The organism is Mesorhizobium ciceri biovar biserrulae WSM1271 (assembly GCF_000185905.1).
In the GTDB taxonomy this organism is placed as follows: Bacteria; Pseudomonadota; Alphaproteobacteria; order Rhizobiales; family Rhizobiaceae; genus Mesorhizobium; species Mesorhizobium ciceri.
Genome location: NC_014923.1, coordinates 2,716,830 through 2,738,092, shown reverse-complemented (window position 1 = coordinate 2,738,092; position 21,263 = coordinate 2,716,830). Strand labels below are relative to the sequence as shown.

Annotated in this window: 17 protein-coding genes; 13 read left to right on the top strand and 4 right to left on the bottom strand. The window is 60.7% G+C overall.

Annotated elements, in window-relative coordinates:
* Positions 1 to 11 precede the first annotated feature (11 nt).
* A complete protein-coding gene (locus MESCI_RS13140) occupies positions 12 to 1,610 on the bottom strand; it encodes a GMC family oxidoreductase (protein ID WP_245268612.1) in 1,599 nt (532 codons plus the stop codon).
* A gap of 406 nt (positions 1,611 to 2,016) precedes the next feature.
* On the opposite strand from MESCI_RS13140, the gene MESCI_RS13135 reads away from it, so the two are divergent.
* Positions 2,017 to 2,535, top strand: a complete 519-nt coding sequence (locus MESCI_RS13135) for a YciE/YciF ferroxidase family protein (protein ID WP_013530428.1) — start codon at positions 2,017 to 2,019, stop codon at positions 2,533 to 2,535.
* A gap of 145 nt (positions 2,536 to 2,680) precedes the next feature.
* Here the strand turns inward: MESCI_RS13135 and MESCI_RS13130 are convergent, their stop codons facing one another.
* Positions 2,681 to 2,878 carry a hypothetical protein gene (locus MESCI_RS13130; protein ID WP_013530427.1) on the bottom strand — a complete coding sequence of 66 codons (198 nt, stop codon included), beginning with the start codon at positions 2,876 to 2,878 and terminating at the stop codon, positions 2,681 to 2,683.
* 850 nt (positions 2,879 to 3,728) lie between these two features.
* Here MESCI_RS13130 and MESCI_RS13125 point away from each other — a divergent pair.
* From MESCI_RS13125 to MESCI_RS13105, 5 genes are all read left to right on the top strand, one after another.
* Entirely contained in the window at positions 3,729 to 4,499 is a 771-nt protein-coding gene (locus MESCI_RS13125) for a hypothetical protein (protein WP_013530426.1), read from the top strand.
* 38 nt (positions 4,500 to 4,537) lie between these two features.
* Positions 4,538 to 5,236, top strand: coding sequence for an LOG family protein (locus MESCI_RS13120; RefSeq protein WP_013530425.1), 699 nt, complete (start codon positions 4,538 to 4,540; stop codon positions 5,234 to 5,236).
* Between the two features lie 138 nt (positions 5,237 to 5,374).
* A complete protein-coding gene (locus MESCI_RS13115; protein WP_164755109.1) occupies positions 5,375 to 6,250 on the top strand; it encodes a DMT family transporter in 876 nt (291 codons plus the stop codon).
* Between the two features lie 136 nt (positions 6,251 to 6,386).
* Positions 6,387 to 8,054: a peroxidase family protein gene (locus MESCI_RS13110; RefSeq protein ID WP_013530423.1), complete on the top strand. Its 1,668-nt coding sequence runs from the start codon at positions 6,387 to 6,389 to the stop codon at positions 8,052 to 8,054.
* Between the two features lie 54 nt (positions 8,055 to 8,108).
* On the top strand, positions 8,109 to 8,510 hold the full coding sequence (locus MESCI_RS13105) for a hypothetical protein (protein ID WP_013530422.1): 402 nt from the start codon (positions 8,109 to 8,111) through the stop codon (positions 8,508 to 8,510).
* Between the two features lie 35 nt (positions 8,511 to 8,545).
* On the opposite strand, the gene MESCI_RS13100 is transcribed toward MESCI_RS13105, so the two are convergent.
* The gene (locus tag MESCI_RS13100; RefSeq protein WP_013530421.1) at positions 8,546 to 10,456 is read right to left on the bottom strand and encodes an AfsR/SARP family transcriptional regulator; all 1,911 of its coding nucleotides are present in this window, start codon (positions 10,454 to 10,456) and stop codon (positions 8,546 to 8,548) included.
* Between the two features lie 165 nt (positions 10,457 to 10,621).
* Between MESCI_RS13100 and MESCI_RS13095 the strand changes: the two genes are divergently transcribed.
* Positions 10,622 to 12,019, top strand: coding sequence for a YcaO-like family protein (locus MESCI_RS13095; protein ID WP_013530420.1), 1,398 nt, complete (start codon positions 10,622 to 10,624; stop codon positions 12,017 to 12,019).
* Positions 12,020 to 12,419: 400 nt separating this feature from the next.
* On the opposite strand, the gene MESCI_RS13090 is transcribed toward MESCI_RS13095, so the two are convergent.
* Positions 12,420 to 13,337 carry a LysR substrate-binding domain-containing protein gene (locus MESCI_RS13090; RefSeq protein WP_013530419.1) on the bottom strand — a complete coding sequence of 306 codons (918 nt, stop codon included), beginning with the start codon at positions 13,335 to 13,337 and terminating at the stop codon, positions 12,420 to 12,422.
* A 122-nt stretch (positions 13,338 to 13,459) separates the two neighbouring features.
* Here MESCI_RS13090 and MESCI_RS13085 point away from each other — a divergent pair, with 122 nt between their 5' ends.
* The 6 genes from MESCI_RS13085 to MESCI_RS13060 all read left to right on the top strand — a co-directional run bounded on the left by MESCI_RS13085 (position 13,460) and on the right by MESCI_RS13060 (position 21,212).
* The gene (locus MESCI_RS13085; RefSeq protein ID WP_013530418.1) at positions 13,460 to 14,500 is read left to right on the top strand and encodes an aromatic ring-hydroxylating dioxygenase subunit alpha; all 1,041 of its coding nucleotides are present in this window, start codon (positions 13,460 to 13,462) and stop codon (positions 14,498 to 14,500) included.
* A complete protein-coding gene (locus MESCI_RS13080) occupies positions 14,497 to 15,624 on the top strand; it encodes a 2Fe-2S iron-sulfur cluster-binding protein (RefSeq protein WP_013530417.1) in 1,128 nt (375 codons plus the stop codon). Before MESCI_RS13085 ends, MESCI_RS13080 begins: the two co-directional genes overlap by 4 nt.
* Before the next feature lie 42 nt (positions 15,625 to 15,666).
* Complete coding sequence (locus tag MESCI_RS13075; RefSeq protein ID WP_013530416.1) at positions 15,667 to 16,788, top strand: aminotransferase class I/II-fold pyridoxal phosphate-dependent enzyme; 1,122 nt, start codon at positions 15,667 to 15,669, stop codon at positions 16,786 to 16,788.
* Entirely contained in the window at positions 16,785 to 18,311 is a 1,527-nt protein-coding gene (locus MESCI_RS13070; protein ID WP_013530415.1) for an FAD-binding oxidoreductase, read from the top strand. Before MESCI_RS13075 ends, MESCI_RS13070 begins: the two co-directional genes overlap by 4 nt.
* Positions 18,312 to 18,378: 67 nt before the next feature.
* Complete coding sequence (locus MESCI_RS33060; protein WP_164920028.1) at positions 18,379 to 20,343, top strand: DUF2817 domain-containing protein; 1,965 nt, start codon at positions 18,379 to 18,381, stop codon at positions 20,341 to 20,343.
* 71 nt (positions 20,344 to 20,414) lie between these two features.
* Entirely contained in the window at positions 20,415 to 21,212 is a 798-nt protein-coding gene (locus MESCI_RS13060) for a transporter substrate-binding domain-containing protein (RefSeq protein ID WP_013530413.1), read from the top strand.
* Positions 21,213 to 21,263: the final 51 nt, after the last annotated feature.

Sequence of the window (21,263 nt, the reverse complement as noted above, 5' to 3'; positions counted from 1 at the left end):
GCAGCAAGCTGTCAGATGGACCGGCGCAGGTTGTCGGCCATTTTCTCGCCAATCATGATCGAGGTCAGGTTGGTGTTTGCCTGGCAATCGAGCGGCATGATCGACGCATCGATAACCCGCAGCCCTTCAAAACCGTAGACCCGGCATTCCGGATCGACCACGGCCTCGCCGGGCCTCCCCATGCAACAGCCGCCGATCCCATGCTGCGCATCGGAAGACTGCGCCAGCAGGAAATTGTCGACCTCCTCGTCGCTTGCCGTTTCGAGCCATGACAAAGGCAGATCGGAATCCCCCAGCAGGACGCGCTCGGCGATCGCCTGGATCGGCGCCTGCCGGGCAATCTCGCCAAGGTGGCGATAGGCGATACGCATGCGCTGAATATCCATTGGATCGTCCAGCATGTTCTCTTCCACGATCGGCTGGTCGAAGGGATTGGCGGAACGCAACTGCACGGTGCCCCGGCTCTTGGCCTCCATCAGGATCAGATTGACCATGGCCTCGCCGAACTGGGCGCTGTCGGACTCCACGCCGATACCGCCATGGTTCATCGCGACGTAGAGAATGTCGTCGCGCTCGGCACCCAGCACGCCGGAACTCATCCGCACACAGCAGTTGGTATGCCGCGCGTCGACATCGGTCGCCTTGAATTCCGGCTTCAGCTTCAGTTCGATGCGGCAATAAGGATGGTCGAAGAAACCTTCGCCGACCGGCAGGTCGGCAAGCACCTCGATGTCCTTTCGATTCAAGAGAGCCGCCGGACCGATGCCCGAGCGCTGCAGGATGACTGGAGAGTGGATGGCGCCGGCCGAGACGATGACCAGCGGCGCCTCGAATTTGCGAACCTGACCGGCCACGATGGCCAAAACGCCGATCGCTTTCTTGCCATCGAAAAGCACCTTGTCCACCGTCGCCTGCCCGATGATGGTGAGGTTCGGCCGGTCGCGGGCAGCTTCCAGATAGCCGTCATTGACCGACACGCGCTTGCCGGCTCGACTGTTGATGGGATAGGTGCAAGCCCCTTCGGCATCCGGAGCATTGAGATCGTCATGCCAGGGATGGCCGAGGGCCATCGCGCTTTGGCGCATGGCCTTGTCGACGCTTCCCCAGCTTTCGACAGGCGCGCGGTAGATCGGAATCGGGCCATCGCTGCCGTGAAAATTAGCCGCGATCGGGTCATCCTCCAGCCGGCAGAAGAAGGGCAGCACGTCGGCTCCCGACCAGCCCTTGCATCCGACTTCCTCCCAGCGGTCGAAGGCATGGAGCACGCCGCGAATGGCAATCTGCCCATTGACGGCCGTCGAACCGCCAAGCCCCTTGCCGCGCCAGTAGACCCGATGCTCCTGCCGCTTAGTGCGGCGAGCCATCAGGTCGGGGTACATATATTGTTGCTGAAAATGATCGGGAAGCAGCAGGTTGAAGGGATTTGGACTCACCATCTCGGCAGGTTGCTCGCCGCTCCGGTAGTCCGGCCCCGCTTCCAGCAAAAGCACGTTCGTGGCCGCATCTTCGGTGAGCCGGGCGGCAAGGACAGCCCCGGCTGCGCCGGCTCCGACAACGATGACATCAAAGGGCATGCCGCACTCCCTACATCCGACCAATGCACGGCTCACTCGACCGCGACATCATCTTTGATTTCATTGTGCACGATCATCTGCTGGCATTCAGGCTCGGCGACGGACGCCGGAACCGACCACCTTAGCCGCCGTTGCACGACAGCAAGATCATCATGATTTGTTTTATATGTAAATATGATTTCGTATATGAACCCATCGGAAGTATCTCTTTTCACCATCTACTCCATACGGCGCGACGAACCCCGGTGCTTTCCGTCCCCCCTGCCGGCGGTTCTCACACCGTCATCGTCCATCGCCTTTTGATGTCGATCGGCCCTCGATAAAAGCGGTGTTCGACGCGCTGCCCTTCCACGTCGCCCCCAGGGAACAACTGCTTCCATGGAAAGTTAGTCCATGGCTACACCGCCGGTGAGCTTTCACGACAATCCAAGGGAGACAAATCATGGCGACTGCAAAAAGAGCGACGACCAAGGGACTGGAGGCTTTGTTCCTCGATGGGCTGAAGGACATCTACTACGCTGAAAAGAAGATACTCAAGGCCTTGCCGAAGATGGCAAAGGGCGCCGAATCCGAGGAGGTGGCTGCGGCCTTCGAGAAACATCGCATGGAAACCGAAGGCCAGGTCGATCGGCTCGAGCAAGTGTTCGAACTTATGGACAAACCGGCGCGCGGCAAGACCTGTCCGGCGATCGACGGCATTCTTGAGGAAGGGTCGGAAATTCTCGACGAATACAAGGGCGACCCAGCCCTGGATGCTGGGCTGGTCGGCGCGGCACAGGCCGTCGAACATTATGAAATCGCGCGCTACGGCACGTTGGTCGCGTGGGCTGAACAGCTTGGCAAGAGCGACGTGGTCAAGCTCCTCAACGAGACATTGAAAGAGGAGGTCGCGACGGACGAAGCGCTTTCCGGGCTGGGCGAAGGCGGTGTCAATGAGCGCGCCCTGGAGCAAGCTGCCTGACTGGGCGTCCTGACTGATGTCGCCCCGGCGAAGTCGCCGGGGCGACTTTCGCGACCCCAACCGCGGCGTCGTCGATAGCACCTCTTTCAGATGCAATCAGACCCACCCCGATACTTCGGGGTGGGTCTGCTGAAATCACCCGCGATCAGCGGTTTTTGTGACTTTGTTCGCCAGCTTTCACGTGCTGTTCGTGGGTTCCACCACGCATGCCGGATCCATCGCCCTGCTGCCGTTGACCACCACCGGCGGCCTGCTGTTGCTGACGGTTTTTATTGTCGGCATTCTTGTGGCTCTGCTGGCCTGCCTTCACATGCTGTTCGTGGCTACCACCTTGATTGGGCATTCTTCTTCTCCTTCACAATGCACGAGGCGACAACCGCCTCGATTGCCTAAGAAGAGTCAGGCGCGAACGTTCCCTTACGTAACATTTTGTGAAGACCCTCAGACAAGCCGGGCGTTCGAAGGAGCTTGAGATGGATGCCGACCCGGCGAGCATTGCGCCAACCTCGGGAGTAAGGTGCGTTGCACTGCCCCGCTGAATTGAAATGGGTGGTCTCGAAAGCTTGCTGGATAGCGAGATGCGCACCTTGCCACCATAATATTTCACCGAACCCCAAACGCCGTTTATGCATTTGCGCGGAACGGTGGTGCTGTTCGCGTAGGCCGCATTGGGAGTCATCAGAGGTGCCATGAGAACGGCGATTGTCGAGATGGCGGTGAATGTTTTCGTCAAGCTGCGTAGCATGATCGAATTCCATCCTTGGATTCAGTTGAGGTTCAGGTTCGACCGCTCAGCCTTTTGCGGATGTCAGTCTGGCGTTGCGGCTGTGATGTTGGGCAACTCAGCGTAATTCAGCGTGAAATAACGATCATCGTTCCCCGGTGTCTTCGCATGATCGTCGAGAGATGATTTCCGGTCTTCGCGGCCCGTGCATCCGGATGGCTGTCAATGGAGGCTCGGCAGGCGATCCGCTTAGACAATGTCGTCGGCCAGGGCTGCAAGGCCCCGCCGACACAGAAGCTCGCCGCGGGATAAGGCTGGCCGAGGCAATTGAGAGAAGTAGATCAACCGTCACCTTGCAGGAACCGCCAATGCGATCTGCCTGTTAGCCTGGACGGACCCATTCCAGCGCAATTCACGTTGAGATCACGCGGAGCACTGCAAAGCATGCGTCATAAGGGAGGAACCCGACATGACGCTCAACATCAATAAGCCGCTGCGTGTAGCCCCAGTCGAAATTTCAGCTCGCGAAACAGCCTCATCCTTCACGGTTCGGTCTCCGCGCCTCCTTGCTTGGCGCAGCGCGTTAACGGCACGGATGTCTGGCCCTGGGGGAGCCTACAATGTCGGCAACCTCATTGGTCTTTGTCAGGGGATTACGGCGCAGATTCTCGTATCCGGCGATCTGAACCAACTCCTCTGGACAGGCGCGCCGGCCGCCATCAGCCATTATTTGACGGGCAATTTCGCTGCGATCGCAATGACCTCGGCGACGGCGATCTTCTTCGCCAGCGGCGAGATCTACCATCGCGCCTGGAACGGACGTCTCAAGCCTAGGGAAAATCTCAACCGCCTGGGTGATTTCCTGTCCGGCGTTGGTGCCGGTTGCCTTGGCCTGGCCCTGTTTGAACTTGGCCATCCGTTGCTGGCGTTGACATCGGGCCTGCTTCATTCCGTTGGAAAATTCGGCAGTGCTTGCCACCGACCCGGTGTCCGGATCCTCAACTTGTCGGAATACGGCCCCGACCCGTTTCGCGTCATGGTCCTTCTCAGCCGGCTGCCGGCCCTCATCGCCGCCGGGACAGAACTCTGTGCATCGCTGTTCAAATTCGAAGTCGAACAGCCACAGCATTGGTCTACGCCCGCCAGCCTTCTCGTTTGTTACCTGCTCTGGTCCTGGGCTGACCTGCTTCTGTTCCGATCGAGCCAACCTCGCGCAGCCCGCGATCATTCCGCCGGCTGATCAAGCTTCGCTATTCCAACCTCATTTGGAGAGACACCATGTTTGGATCATCATCCGACAATTCCGCAGAACAGATCGGCCGCTCCTATCCCTTGCAGCGACGCATCGGCACGATCTGCGTTTTCGGCGGCGCCATGCTTGGCAACGATCCCGACCACGCCCGTTGCGCCACCATCCTTGGCGAGACGATAGCCGCAGCAGGTATTCGCCTGGTCTATGGCGGTGGCTGTGATGGCCTGATGGGCCAGGTGGCTATTGCCGCAGCAGAAGGGGGTGGAACCGTGATCGCGATCACCCCGCAGTTCCTGATCGAGCGGATGAGAATGCTATTATCGGGATGCCAGACGATTTCAGTTCCCGACATGAGTATCCGCAAACAGCTCATGTTTGACTACGCGGATGCATTTGTAGCCTTGCCTGGCGGCATCGGAACCGTTGAGGAACTGACCGAGGTCATGACGCTTCGCAAGCTGGAAAGGCACTGCAAGCCGCTGGTCCTGGCGAATTTCAAAGGCTTCTGGTCACCACTTCTCGGCGTCTTCGAGAGCATGTCCGAGGCTGGCTTCATGAACTCGTCAACTCGATGCACGCAAATGGTTTCGGCAACCCCGGAGGCCATCCTTCCGCTTCTTCAGCGCAGCGTCAGTTTCGAGCAGAACGAACCGCCAACGCCCGTCCTGCTGCCCACCATCCCCGTCTTGCGCAGATCACATATATCGAGTGCTGGCCCCGGATAGATCGCGAACCAAAAGACGCGTTCTTCCGCGCAACACCAGCCACCTCGACGATGACGGGGTCCGTCGGCCCCGATCATCGCTTTCAAACCCGATCACAAACCGTTGGAGCCATTGCCCGCTGTGGTGATGCGATCAATCATGTCCAGATTCAAGGCAAATTCCTTGCTAATGCTTGCTGCGCTCATTTGGGGAGTGGGCAATGTGTCCCACAAGACCATACTGGCCCACCTCGATCCCATGGCGGTTGTTTTCCTGACCAGCGTGATCGCCGGACTGGTGACGTTGCCATTCGCGGTGCGGGAGCGCGACCCCGAAACCAACACCGGCTGGTTTCCAAGTGTGGCGAGAGTGGTTCTGCTTTTTGCCCTCGGCTGTGTGGTCCAGCAATTGTCCTATGTCAGCACGACGGTGACGAACTCGAGCCTCCTTATCAGCGCTTCCACTGTTATCACGCCGATCGCCGCGTGGCTGATCATGAGGGAGCGTCCAAGTGCACTGATCCTATTCGTCGCAATTCTGACGGTCGTGGGATCGGCTCTCCTGGCGGGCGGCTTCAATGGTTCGGCAACCGCCGGCGACGCTTTCGCCGTCCTGACTGCAATCTGTTTTGCAGTATGGACGGTCGAACTCGGGCGGCATGTGCAGGCACATGGCCATCCCTTCGCGACGGCGGCCGCACAGTTCATCGGCACGGCCGTTGCCACGCTACCTTTCGCCCTGCAGGGCACAATGACATTTCAGGCAATTATGGCAGCATGGCCAGAACTCATCATGCTTGGTGTGTTCTCGACCGCTGTCGGCTTTTGCCTGCAGACTTCTGCACAGCGCTACACCACTTCGTCCCATGCGGCGGTGATTTGCAGCGGAGAGGGTGTGTTCGCCGCCATTTCCGCTGCCGCTCTGCTTGGTGAACGGCTTTCGCCCGACGGGCTTCTGGGTGCGGGCGTCATTCTGTCCTGTGTGCTGTTCACCGCCGTCTCGGCGGGCCCGAAGCTCGATCCGTCAGTGTCATGATCGCCTCGGCAATGTCGCTCTGCTCTGGGGCCGCGCCATTCAGACCACCGACGGGCAAGTCTGTTTCTACTCCCGGATTCATGCCAAGCTACTCGCCTGGCCGCATTCATCCTTCTGGAAAACGAGGTCTACTTCGATGCTCCACGGCGAAACGTCCTCCTTCGAAGCCGCCAACATACCGAACCGGTCAAACCAGAATTCAGACGACGGCCTCAACGACAAGCCGATCTTGCGAGGCATCAGGCTCTTCCCGTCCCTGGCGGACGTGCCGATCGCCTTGTTTGACGCAACCGAAGACGAGAGCGCCATCGACCGCACCAAGGCGGGCTTGCTGGACATCACGGCGGAAATGGTCGGCCCGACCGATGGACTTGAAGGCAGCGATCTCAGCCCTACGCCAGCCGGTTTTACCTATTTCGGCCAATTCGTGTTCCATGACATCGTCTTCAGCCAAATATTCGGATTGCCCAAGCCGACAGGCAAAACCCATCATTTGAAGAACGCGTCCTCGCAAGGCCTTGACCTTTCGGGGCTCTATGGGCGGGGGCCAATCGTCGACGCCCATCTCTACGATGTTGCGGATGGGGCGGACCTGTCGGCTTGCCGCTTTCCGATCGGCTTGCCTTGCATGAAAGGCAGTATGCTTCCGGTCGACGGTAAGACCATGCAAGGCCGTGATTTGCCGCGCATCGACTTCTCGGGCAAGTTTATCAGTGTCGAGGGTCGGCGATCGCCTTATCGGCCCTTGGTGGCGGATCCGCGAAACGACGACAATCTTGTCCTGTCGCAACTGCTCTGCACACTCATGGGCATCCACAACAGGATCGTGGATCTGCTGCTTGGCATCGGCACCGACCCAGCAGAAGCTTACAAGCGTGCCAGGATCTATCTGACCTCGGTTTACCGCACTGTGATCATCAACGACTATCTGAGAAAAGTTCTGGCTCCGGAAATATGGGACCATTTTTTCGCCAGTGACGATTTTCTTGGCGCCGGAGTCTCGGCACTTGAGACTTTCAATGCGCTGCCTTTGGAATTCACCTTCGGTGCGTCGCGCTTTGCCCACGCCATGGTCCGGCAGTTCTATGTCGTGAACGACAGGTCGGTCGAAGAACCAGCCAATCTGCGCAAAATGTTGTCCTTTTCCAGCCTGCGCCCGGGTGGGGAGATTCCAATACCCGAGAACTGGATTGTCGACTGGAACCGGTTTGCCTCAGCCGACACCCCGTCGAAAGCTCAAAGTGCCCGGCGCATAGGACCATTCCTGTCGAAAGAACTGACGATTGCCGGCCTGAGTGCGGAATTGAACGGCACAGTCCGGCCGGTTGCCTTCATGGATTGCTGGCGCTGTTACGACCTTGGTTTGCCATCCGGGCAGGACGTGGCCGGTGCGGTGAAGACCGCCCTGGGCGACAACAGTATCGATGTGCCGGTCCTGACGGGCAATGACATGCTTCCCACGGCCGCCTGCGCCAAACGTTACGTCTACAACGCCGGCCGACTTCGGGCCGCTTTGCAACGGTACCCGGAGTTCCTGAGGCAAACACCTCTCTCCTACTATATCATCCAGGAGGCGTCCGTTCTTGGTAATGACGGCAGCCATCTTGGCCCAGTTGGCTCCTATGTGGTGGCCGCCACGATCGCATCCGCACTGTTCAAGGCTGCCGATACGGATATCACCTCTCGCAGGCTCATTCCGGACGTAGAGCCAAAAACGCTGGCAGGACTGCTCGATCTCAATGATACTGCGAAGGTATCGGATGAAGTGCTTGGCGGCCTGCTCGGCAGTCAGGGTTTTCAATAGCGCTGATAACGGCAGCGCTACAGTGCTCAATCTGGTTTAGCGGGGGAAGTGGACATGGTGAAGTTCAAAGATGTGCAGTTCGAGGCGCTTGGCGAATTCATCCGAGACCTGATCAAGGATCCGGCCAAGCAAGCGATCTTCAGAAGTGGAGATCAGGAGGCGATGAAGGACCTGCTGCGTGGGTTCATGACGCCCAGGGACAAAACCTGGGAGGAGATCACCATCCAACCATACTTCGACCAAGACCTGATCGTGAACATCGCCTTTCCCTTCACCGGCGACGTCGAGCAAACGATCGCCACCATTGCGCCGGCGGATGGACCCGGTGAGGACTATACATTTCCCGATCACTACAATCTCGACCCGAACGCCGGCCCGCCCGATCAAATAAAGAAAAACCGTTTGAGCGCATATCATAAGCGCCTCGGCGACTACGTGATGTCACGCTGCAAGTGAAACCCGGCGCAATTGCGAGCAACGGTTCGGCCGTGTCAGCCCGACTGGGCTGCCAATTCGATGCCACGGGCCAGCTTCTCCTGATCGACTGGTAACCGGATCGGAAAAGCGGTCTTGAACCACTCCACGGCGACAGCGCGGTCAAGCCTACCCGGCCCTTGCCACGCCGCCGTTAGGTTGCGTAGAAAACGTCTGAACTCATCCCCGGCCTCGCGGTTGCGTTTCAGCAACGCAAGTGCCGCCGCCGACCAGCCGTGGATGTCGGCGAACAGTTGATCGCTCTTGACCGCAGCGGCCACGCACCCCTCCAGATCATTGGCGAGAAAGGCAATGGTCGCCTGGTAGCCATGATAGTGAGCGTCGGGCATGGGATTGAGGTCGAAACTGCGCTTCGAAAGCTCCGATGCCCGTTGATGATCACCCATGAAGGATCTGGCCAGCGCGTAGGCAATCAACGTCGCGGGGTTCCCGGCATTTTGCTCATGTGCAAGGCTGAAGTGAAAATCGGCCAGCTCCCAGCGTCGCGCCAGAAGGTGGCTCCAGGCCAGATTTACCTGGTTGCGGTGGTCGAATGGGTCGAGCAGGACCGAACGCTTGGCCAGTTCGAATGCGCGCTTTAGATCCTGCTCGATCGACGATGCACCCGGAACGACGATCCAACGCGAGTTGAGCACCGCAGCGAGGCTGGAATAGGCGCAGGACAGATCGGGATCAAGCCGGATGGCTTCCTCGTAGCGGGCGATGGCAGCTTCTTCGGTGTCCTTTCGCCACATGATCGAAAGCCGCTGTCCGTCCAGCCAGCAATCATAGGCCGAGAAATGGTTCGGGGAAGCTTGCGATATGCGATGCAGCCTGGCACTGGACAAGGCAATCTGCAGGCGCGCGGAAAAGCGTGCGCAAACTTCATTGAAGGCCGAGCGCCAGGAAGACGGATCCGACGGAACGGTGAGAACGAAGGCTTCTCCTTCTTGCAGGAAGTCATAGCAGGTAATTTGGAACACTGCTGGTCCATCCGTGTCGATCAGACGGATGAGGACGCCGATATCCACGTGTTCGCCTGCCGCCTGATGCATCTGATCCAGTGAGAATTCACCGGCTTGCAACTCCGTTGACACGGCTGTCCAATGCCTAAATCGGGAAATCGAAGCCAGAAGCTCTGTCGCCAAGGCAAATTGCAGGTGTTCGTTCTCTGCTTCGCGCCTGGCAATGATGATGGCGATTGTCGGCTTCCCTGGGATGCGGCTGTCGTGATCGCTTTGCGCAAGGTCGGGGTCAGCCGCCCGCTTTTCACCGTCGTTGCCCGGCTTGAGCGCCTCTAGAAGGTGGAGGATTTCTGCCGGTGGTCGCAGATCCATGTCCGCTTTGAGTTCGGCCGCGTAGCGGTCGAAGAACGCTAGGGCGCGGGCATAACCGCTTTCCTCACAGACCCTCCGAATGGTCTCCACCACGGCATCGTCGAAAAACGGATCAAGTTGCAGGATGCACGCAGCGATGGATTTGCGCTGTCTCGGGTCTGTCTCGGCCGCCAGCCAGGCTGCGAGCCGTGTCACCAGCCTGTCGGTTATCATCGTCGACTGCATTCTCAGCCAGTTGTCGAAGACAGGATCGCAATCGTCCAACCCGGCGCAAAGTCCATCCCTGGCTTTGGCCAGCAGGAGCAGCGCACCGTCATAATTGCGGTCGTCGAGCGCACGTTCAAGCTCATCGATGTCGGAACGGATTGCAGTCGGATCGATTCCCAGGACGAGCTTGTCGACCGCGAGGTAATTAAGCCTGGTCTCGCTTGCCAGGCGTCGGAGATCCTTTATGCACTGGCGCAGTGATCCGCGCGCATGCTCCTCGTCCTGCTCGCTCCAAAGCAATGCCGCCAGTCGCCCGCGCGTCTCGCGTGACCTGCCGCTCAGTAACAGATAGGCGAGAATCGCGCAGGCCTTCCGCTTGCCCAACGAGAACGTCTCCGAGCCCTTGCGAAGCTCGAAACCGCCGATTAGCCTAATCGCCAGACCGTCTGTGGAAATTGTCAACTCCGCCGGCTATCGTCTCGGTCGCCAACGGGCGCCCACCGCTTACCCTACGTAAACAGCAGAAGCCAAGATATTGAAAGAGCCAACATGCTGTTGCGCGGGTCGCATTGGACAACGCTTGCTCTGCTGATGCATCACGACCGGCCAATGACGGTGAACCAAGACGACCCGACCTGGGACCGCCAGTCGAGTGAAGATGATTTGGATGTTTTGGAGAATCTGGCTGCGACCCTTGTCGCTGCGCCCGAGAATGGGCTGCCTCTTTTGCACTTCGCGACACGCTACGACATTGGCGTTGAAGTGTTCGATGTTCCGGGTGGATTCCTGGCTATGTCCAACATTGCTCCATTCGAAGGGAATGAGAAACGATTCACAGCAAGTGGCAAAGGCTTTGATGCCGCCACGGCCGTGCTGTCTTGCCTCGGAGAGGCCGCGGAGATTTCCAGCTGGGCCTGCAGAGCCGAAGACGTCACGGCGTCAGCACGCATCGGCTCTCCAGGCGATGGAATGAGGATCGATGCGATTCAGGTATTGGGCTTTTCGCTGGAACAGATCCGACATCGCGATCAGCTCAACAGAGTGTGGCGTGGCTGGGACAGTATCCCTTCAACGGATCATCTGAACAATCCCCAGCTATGGGCGTCCGTTCGCAGCTTCCATGACGATAGGGTCGCGCTTTGTCCGGCGTTTCTCTGCTATGGCCGCTTTGGTGACGTCGCATATGGCGATTGCAGCTTGAACGTCGACACCAATGGTTGCGCCGCTGGCACAACGCGGGCCGATGCAAGAACCCGCGCCTTGCTTGAACTCGTCGAACGAGACGCCACAGGGATATGGTGGCACCGAGGCTCCCTGAGAAAGCGGCTGGATATCGCGCGGCTTGATGACCAAGGCTTGGCGTCTCACATCCAGCAGCATCGCCAAGAAACGGGACGCAGGCTCTGGCTTCTCGATATCTCGTCCTTCCGCACGGCCATCGTGACGGCGGCGATCAGCTGCGAAGACAGTGGCGAGCATATGGCGGTGGGTTTCGGGTGCAGCTTCGATATGGTTGCTGCCGCCCGGTCCGCGTTTTTGGAATTGATACAATCCGAAGCTGCAATGCAGGCCCATGCCGAAAGGGCAGAACGGCCCCGTAATAAAACGATGAGCGATGACGATTGTCGGATGACCCGCTGGAAGCGTTTCGCTGACGTGCGCAACTTTCGTTTCGCCATCGGCAAGCCTGCCGACGGCCTGGAAAGCGCTGGCGAAAGCAACGTCACCGACCTGCTGAATGAAATCGGCGAAGTTTGTGGTTCGCAGGTCTGGTTCGCCGATCTTTCGCGATCCGAGATTGGTATCCCCGTTGCAAAGGCGATCTGCGAGGGATTATCCCATTTCAAAGCGCGCTGGGGCTGCCACCGAAACGCCGCACCTTCCATCGCAAGTGATTCGAGCAAAACAGCAGGCCGCCTCTCGCAGGCCAGAAAACTTTTGATCTAATTGTTACAGGCAATGACGACACGGTCACGTTGGAGACCCGCCGCCGGTTACAGAACGCTGATGAGGAAGCCGGCGTTACGATGGTGGGCGGGGCCAGGACTTCGTGTACGTCGGGATTTGCTCAAGCAGGGGCTCCGAGTTCGCCGGGATCTCGTACAGCGGGGAAGTTGAGTGAACCCCTGTTGACTTGAGGGCGCGAACGCCGCTGTTTTGGGTCGCAAAGCCGCCCGACGGCTAGCGGTGCAAGAAGGGCGAAAAAAGCGGACTTTTGTCGAGATATCTAGGGCAAACTGAAGCAATCCGTGGGACCGCACACCGCCGACCAATGTCTGGATCTCTTAAGACGCTGGTGCGCGCGAACTCGGCAGATGCAAACTTGTGTCTCCAGATCGGTGTTCGACTATCCGGCTAAGGTTGCGCCCAGTCGCTTGGAAATCGAAACAATCCAGGCTCGCAGCTCAGGACCAAAAGGCTTCTCAAGAATGGCCCGATCCCAAGCCAAAAAATAAGGTTCCGGCAGCCTGATCCGCTTGTCGAACGGGGCGACGAGCCTGCCCGACGCGATATCGTCGGCAGCCATCGACAGTTGCGCCAGCACAAAGCCCCTTCCGTTGGCCGCCGCATCGATCGCCGCGCTCGACAGGGAAAAGGCCACTTCGCCGGATGTTCTGCGGTGCACCGCGCCGATGCTTGCGGCCCATTCCGCCCATGTCGGCGGCGAGCGGTGATCGCGGGCCCATTCGATGCTGAGAAGCGGCAGATCGAGAATATCGGCGGGCTTGCCGACCGGATGTTTCGCCAGCAGCGTCGGCGAGCAGGCCGGCACCACCCAGTCGGTGAACAGTTCGGTGTAGTGCTCGAAATCACGATATTTCGTGCCGTACGAAATACGGAAGTCAACTTGTTCGGCGCCCAGCCTTGGCTCCGTCTCGGCGCCCACCAGCCGCACGGTCGCGCCGGGGTGGTCGACCTGCCAATCCAGGAGCTGCGGGCCGATCCATTTGCTGGCCAACGACGGCAGGCAGGAGATGGTCAAAGTGTCCGCGGACCGGGCCTGTTCGATGAGATCCTGGGCGTCGCGAATGTGTTCGAAGCCGACGGCAACCGCTGCGTGGTAAACGCGGCCCAGCGCGGTAAGGGCGACACTCCTGCCGCGCCGTTCCAAAAGCCGCGCCTCCAGGGCGTCTTCGGCCTTGCGGATCTGCTGGCTGACCGCGCCGACGGAGACGCCGAGTTCGTTGGCGGCCGCCGTCACACTGCCACGCCTCCCGAAAGCCTCGAAGGCCTGTATCGCACGCAGTGGGGGCGTCTTCTTCACCTGGGCAACGATCCTGGGGGCAGCTTGATTTAGTTTTTCTAAAATAGAACGCAGATGCAAGCCCTATGTCGTCCCAGGCCCGCAAGATATTCGTTTAGGCGTCACAAGCTCGGGAGGACGCCATGTTTCTTCGAAACTGCTGGTACGTTGCCGCATGGGACCATGAGGTCGCCGACAGGCTGGTGCCGACCCGGATACTTGGCGAGGATATTGTCCTCTACCGCCGGACCGATGGCGTGGTGGCGGCGCTCGAGGATGCCTGTCCCCACCGCAAGCTGCCGCTGTCCATGGGCCGCATCAAAGGCGACACTGTCGAATGCGGCTATCACGGGCTGACCTTCGACAGCACCGGAACCTGTACGCGCGTGCCCGGTGCTGAAAAGATACCGCATGTGGCATGCGTTCGTTCCTATCCGATCGCCGAACGTTACGGGCTGCTGTGGATATGGATGGGCGAAGCGGCAAAGGCCGACCCCGCGCTGATTTTCGCGGTCGACCACTGGGGCGATCCGGCATGGGGCGTCAATCGCGGCGAGTCCATGGCGCTCGATTGCAACTACCTCTACATGACCGACAACCTGCTCGACCCCTCGCATGTGTCTTGGGTCCACCAGTCCTCCTTCGGCGGCGTTCAGGCGATGGAGGATGCGCCACTCGAAACCACCGTAGGCGCGGACGGCGTGACCGTGTGGCGCTGGGTGGTCGATGCCGCGCCGGCGCCCTTCTATGCGCCTTTCCTCAAATTCTCAGGCAATTGCGACCGCAAGCAGCACTACGAAGTGCGCTACCCCTCCAACGCCATCATCAAGGCGATCTTCGTGCCGGCCCGCACGGGCGGCGAGGGCAAGCCGCTGCACGAGGACGTGTTCCTCATGGACTCCTACAACTTCATGACGCCGGTCGATGAGAACCAGACGAAATATTACTGGTTCCAGATGCGCAATTTCGCCCCCGACGATTTGGAGGTTTCCCGCCAGTTCGCCACCTCTGTGCGCGGCGCCTTCGACGAGGACCGCACCGTGCTCAATGCCGTGCACAAGGGCATGGCAAACAAGCGCACGCCCAATCTCGATCTGAAGATAGATGTCGGACCGCTGCGCTTTCGCCGGAACCTGGCCAAGCTGATCGCCAGCGAGAGCCAGCAATTGGCAGCTGCCGAATGAATGCATTCACCGCTCGCGACACCATCGCAAGAAGCGGATTTCGCGACCTGAAAGTGGTCGCGAAGGTGCGCGAAAGCGCCCTCATCACTTCATTCCATATCGAGCCGGTCGATCCACAGGACTGGCGCGACTTCCAGCCGGGCCAGTTCCTGGTGTTCCGGATTCCGGTAGCGCGGGAGGCCGCCGGCGAAAGGGGATATGTGCTGCGCAACTACAGTATCTCCTGTTCCCCAGACAGCGCTTCCTATCGGATCAGCGTGAAGCGTGAGGCAGCACCCGGGCCGGGGCTTCCCGATGGGATAAGCTCGTGCTTCCTGCATGACCGTATCGACGTCGGTGATGTGCTTCAGGCGGAAGGGCCGCGCGGCGATTTCGTGCTCTACAAGGCCAGCAACCGTCCAGTCGTGCTGCTCAGCGGCGGCGTCGGGCTGACGCCGATGGTGTCGATGCTGCATGCGTTGGCTTCGTTGCCGGACCGCCGTGCCGTCTTCATTCACGCCTGCGACAACGGCGATGTGCATGCCTTGCGCGATGAAGTGTCCGGCCTGGTCTCGACCCGTCCCGGCCTGACCGCACACTTCTGCTACCGGCACCCGTCCGAGCGCGACAAGGCCGAGCAGCGCTTCCATAGCGAAGGCATGATTTCGCGGGACGTGCTGCAGCGTTTGCTGCCGATCGATGACTATGATTTCTACCTCTGTGGCCCGCCGCCGTTCATGCAGGCGATCTACGTCATGCTGCGCGAGCTTGGCGCGCCAAGGTATCGCATTGCCTACGAATTCTTCGGCCCGGCGACGGTGCTTGAGCCCGATGCAGTGCGAGTTCCCGCGGTTCCAGCGCAGCCGGCAAGGATCGAGCCGGCCGGGGAAGCGACAACCGTGGAATTTCGGAAGTCGGGCCTGACGGCCGTCTGGGATGGCTCGGCCGTATCGTTGCTCGACTTCGCCGAGAACCAAGGTCTGTTGCCGGAATTCAGCTGCCGGGCCGGCATCTGCGGCACATGCAAGTCGCGGCTGATCTCGGGCGACATCGCCTATTTCGAAGAACCGCTGGACGAGCTTGGAAGCGGCGAAGTGCTGTTGTGCTGCTCCAAGCCGCGCGGATCAGTCGTCCTCGATATTTGACAAGATTGCCGCGCGTGGGCGCGGGGAAACGGAAGTCGGGATTTGGAACAGTCGGTCAAACCAGCGTCGAGCCTGCCGCTCAATCCGCATATCGCCGCATTGCCGCCCTACAATGCCGGCATGAACATCTCGATGGCGCGGGCGCTGAGTGGCCGCAACGATGTCGCCCGGCTGGCCAGCAACGAGAACCCGGATGGGTGTTCTCCCGCCGTCATGGCCGCATTGGCCTCCTCATCCTTCGAGCCATGGCGCTATGCCGATCCGGCCTGCACGGCGCTGCGGGCGGCGCTTGGCGAAAAACTGGCGATCGATCCTGGCATGATCGTTGCCGGCAATGGTTCCGAGGAGATGATCGCCGCCATCTCGCGCGCCGTCCTGGTGCCGGGCGCCTCGGTCGTCACCACGGTGCCGAGCTTCGGGCTGCATGAGATAGAGCCGCTGGCTGCCGGTGCCGATGTCGTCAAGATTGCGATGACACCCGAGATGGGGTTCGATCTTGCCGCGCTCGAAGCGGCGATCGCCGTCGGGCCACGGATCGTTTTCATATCCTCGCCGTGGAATCCGGTCGGGCCCGGTCTCGACCACGCTGGCCTGCGACGGCTGATCGGCGCCGTGCGGCCCGGCACGCTTCTTGTCCTGGACGAGGCCTATTTCGAATTCGCCGATCCCGGCGCGCCCGACGGCATCGAGGTCCTGCGCAACAGCAGCATCGACCATGTCGTGCTGCGCACATTTTCGAAGGCTTATGGCCTGGCGGGGCTGCGCGTTGGCTATGCCGTTTGTTCGGGCTTCGAACTGGCAAGAGTGATCGCGGCCGCCAAGACGCCGTTCAACGTCAATGCGGCAGCACAGGTCGCCGCTATTGCGGCACTGGCCGACGAAAGCTGGATGAAGGCGTCGGCGGGCCGCGTCAGAGCCGAGCGCGTGCGCACCGCCGCCGCACTTAAGGGCCTTGGTTTCCGGGTTGCCCAGTCGCAGACAAACTTCCTGTTCTTCGACTGCAAGGGCGACAGCTCCAGCGTTGCCGCCGGTCTCCTGAAGCAGGGGATCATCGTCAAGGCGTGGCGCGAAACCGGCTACGAGCACTATCTGCGCGCCACCATCGGCTTGCCGGCCGACAACGACCGGCTGATCACGGCGCTTCAGGGATTGGCGGGGCGATGAGCGGCCACGCGTCTCCCAGGCAAACGAACTGGATCGAGCAAGCGGTGCCGTTGTCGGTTGTCGACGCGATCCGCCGTGTCGTTGGCGCCTCGAATGTGCGGACCAGTGATGATGCCGGGGCGATCGACTTTGGTTCGAACGGGACGGATTGCGCCGCCGGCATCGTCGTTGCGCCTTCATCGACCGGCGAGGTCGCCGCGGTGGTGCGCATCTGCAGTCAAAATGAGATTCCGATCGTGCCGCAGGGCGGGCGGACCGGCCTGGTCGGCGGAAGTGTCTCGCGGCCGGGCGAGATCGTTCTTTCCCTGGCACGCATGAACCGGATCGAGCGGCTCGATCCCGTCGAGCGCGTGGCGATCGTCGGTGCCGGTGTTACGCTCGAAGCTTTGCAGTCTGCCGCATTTGAGCACCGCCTGGAGCCCGGTATCGATCTTGCCGCGCGCGGTTCGGCGACGATCGGCGGCATGGTGTCCACGAATGCGGGTGGCGTGATGGCCTTTCGCAACGGGGTCATGCGCCACCGCGTCCTTGGCCTGGAGGCCGTGCTGGCCGACGGATCGGTCTATTCCGATCTGACGCGGGTGGTGAAGAATTCCGCCGGCTACGATCTGAAGCATCTCTTCATCGGTGCGGAGGGCACGCTTGGCATCGTGACCCGCGTGGTCGTCAAGCTCGACCCTTCGCCCCGAGCCACCGCCACCGCGCTTTTCGGGCTGCCGTCTGTCGAAGCGGCGCTGCAAGTCATTCGTCTGGCGCTTGAATCGGATGCGGGACATTTGCGCGCGGCGGAGGCGATGTGGACCTCGTATTTCAGCCTGGCCGCAGCCGCGCATGAATGGTCCGAACCGAGCGTGCCGCTCGACCAGACACTGTTCCTGCTGCTGTCGCTTGGCGGCGCGCGCGAAGAGGCGCTGCGCGAAGATTTCGAGCGGATCTATTCGGAAGTGATGGAGCGCTATCCTGAAGCCACCGCCATCATTGCCGGCTCGCGGCGGCAAGAGGAAGACTTGTGGCGGTTGCGCGAGGACACCGGCGTGCTCTATCGCGCCCATCCCCAAGCGCCTTCCTTCGACGTGTCGGTGCCTATGTCGGAAATTCCGGCCTATCTCAACAGAATCCTGCCCCGGCTCGCAGCGATCGAACCGGGTCTGGCGCCCTATGTATTCGGTCACCTGGCCGATGGAAACCTGCATATCATCCTCAACCGTCAGGGTCCGCTGGCGCCTGACGTAGCGGAGGCTGCCGAGAGCGTCCTGTACCAACAACTGCGGGAGATTGGCGGTTCTTTTTCCGCCGAGCACGGTGTTGGGTCCAAGCGCATCCATTCGCTGCTGGCGACGGTTGACCCGACGAAGCTCGCCGCGATGGAGCGGGTGAAACGAGCGCTGGACGATCAGTCGATCATGAACCCCGACAAGGTGCTTCCCTCCGACGCCTGGTTTGTCCGGTCCTCCAGGCCGCTCCTTTCCGGCAATGAGCGCCGATTGCCACCTCAGAACACGAGCGATCACAACGATGAATAGCCCCACGGTGGAACGACAGGGAATGAACGGATTGACCGCAACCGCCAGCGATCCGGTGGGATCGACCATGCGCCATGATGAGCCAGCCCCCGCCTATGCCCGTGATTTCGCCGTCCTTCGCAGGAGATTTCGCGAAGCCGCCGAGCGGGCCGGCGCGGAACTGTCTGAATATGTTCATCCGCTGAACGGCCCCGATGGCGAGACGCTGGCGACGGATGTGGCGCTGCTTGGCCGCCGCGATGCGCGCAAACTGATCGTGCTCATCTCCGGTACGCATGGTGTCGAGGGCCCGTTCGGCTCGACTTGCCAGACCGCCTGGCTCGGCCGGAAGAACCTGCGGCGTCTGCCCGGCGACACAGCCATCCTTGCCATTCACCTCATCAATCCCTGGGGTACGGCTTGGTCGCGGCGCGTCAACGAGGACAATGTCGACCTCAACCGCAACTTCATCGACTGGTCTTCAAGTGCTCCCGTCAACAACGGTTATGCCGGCCTGCACGACGCCATGGCGTATCGCGAGTGGGAGGGACCGGACCGCATAGCGGCCGACGAGAAGCTCGCCGTGGCGCGCAAAAGGCTTGGGCATGCCGGGCTGGCGGCGATCGTCGAAGCCGGCCAGTATGAGTTCGCCGACGGCATGTTCTACGGCGGTGGCGGCCCGGTCTGGTCGAACCGCACCTTGAACGAAATTCTGAAGACCTTTGCCGGCGCGGCGCGCCAGGCCATCGTCTTCGACCTGCATACCGGCGCCGGGCCTTACGGTTATCCGGCTCTGCTTTCTGTGGCGAGTTCCGAGCATGACGGCCTTGCCTGGGGCAAATCCATCTTCGGGCCGGCGCTGGCGACAGTCCTGACAGGCCAGGGCGCCAAGACCGATACCGGCATCACGGCAACGGCGACCGGCTATGTCTCCGATGCCGTCCGCAAGGCGATGCCGAACGCGCGCGTGCTGCCGCTTGTCGTTGAATGCGGCACGTTGGACGGGCCGGCTGTCATGGAAGCGGTCCAGGCCGACAACTGGCTGCATCTGTTCGGCAAGCTCGATTCGCCGTTGGGCAAGCGGATCCGCGACACTCTGCGTTGCGCCTTCATCCCGGATGACCCAGACTGGCAACGCACGTGCCTGTCCAGCAGCCTGCGCTATTTCGATCGTGCGCTGGCGGACCTGCGAACCGTCGAGATAACCCAGGACACCAGCAGCGAACAGACGCCGCCAACCCTTCCTGCCGTCGCGGCCGATCCGGCGCCCGCTGATAAGGCAAAGATCACCACGCCGGCCGTGCAGATCGACGAGCTTCACAAGAGCTTCGGCTCGCTTTTGGTGTTGAAGGGCGTCAATCTCACCGCCCATGCCGGTGAGGTCATTTCCATGATCGGCTCGTCGGGCTCGGGCAAGAGCACGTTCCTGCGTTGCATCAATCTTCTGGAGCAGCCGGATGGCGGCAAGGTCGCCATCGATGGCGAGGTGATCAAGATGAAGCCGCTGTCGAGCGGCCGTCTTGGGCCAGCCGATATGGCGCAGGTCGAACGCATCCGCGCCCGCGTCGGCATGGTGTTCCAGAACTTCAATCTGTGGCCGCACATGACGGTGGCGGAGAACATCATCGAAGCGCCCCGGCACGTCTTGAAGGAGCCCCGCGAGAAGGCCATCGAACATGCGCACGCCTTGTTGAAGAAGGTCGGGCTCGCCGACAAGCACGCTCATTATCCGGGCCAGTTATCAGGCGGCCAGCAGCAACGCGCCGCGATCGCCCGAACGCTCGCGATGCGTCCCAAAGTCATCCTCTTCGACGAACCGACATCGGCGCTCGATCCCGAGTTGGTCGGCGAGGTGCTGCGCGTGATCCGTCAACTGGCGGAGGAAGGCAACACCATGATCCTCGTAACGCACGAGATGCAGTTCGCGCGCGAGGTCTCCCACAAGGTTCTGTTTCTCCACCAGGGAAAGGTGGAGGAAGAGGGTGCGCCCGCGGAGCTGTTCGGCAACCCGCGCTCGGAGCGTCTGCGCCAATTCCTGGCACGGACACTGTGAGGGAAGCATTCTCGAAGCGTCCGGTTCGTACCGGACAACGGCAATGAAGACCAACAACAAGGGGAACTGATATGAAACTGAAAGTCTTGACGCTGCTCGCATGTCTCGCGGGAAGCATGGGAAGCGCATTGGCGGCCGAAGGCGAGTTGTCCATCGGAACGGAAGGCGCCTACCCGCCATGGAGCATGTCCGACGCCAGTGGCAACGTCACCGGTTTCGACGCCGATGTCGGCGCGTTGCTGTGCACCAAACTCGCGGTGACCTGCCATTTTGTCGTGCAGGCGTTCGACGGGTTGATCCCGGCGCTGAAGGCCAAGCGCTTCGACGTCATCATCTCGGGCATGTCGATCACCGCCGATCGCAAGAAGGAGATCAATTTCAGCGTCGGCTATGCCGAACTGGCCAACATGTTCGTAGCGGCCAAGGGTTCTGATCTGGCCGCGATCACCGACGTCGACACGCTGCTGAAGTCGCTCGACGGCAAGAAGGTCGGCGTGCAGGCTGGCACGACCCACGCGCATTTCCTCGAGAAGCGTGCACCGAATGCCGACCTGAAAACCTACGACACGCTTGACCAGATGCAGATCGACCTGGCGAGCGGCCGTATCGACACGGCTTTCGCCGATCAATCCGCCTTGCAGGATTTTCTGGACAAGCCTGACGGCAAGAACTTCCAACTGGTCGGTGTTGAGATCAAGAGCACATACGACCCGACGCTTGGCGAAGGCATCGGCGTCGGTATCGCGCAGGACAACACCGAACTCAAGGCCAAGATCGACAAGGCGCTTTGCGAGCTGATCGCGGACGGCTCGGTCGGCAAGGCAAGCGAGAAATGGTTCAAGACGGACATTTCCCGGGCCTGCAAATAACGCCTTGGAACCCTCGCATGCGCCCGGAGCGCCGGGCGCATGCGCTTCGCT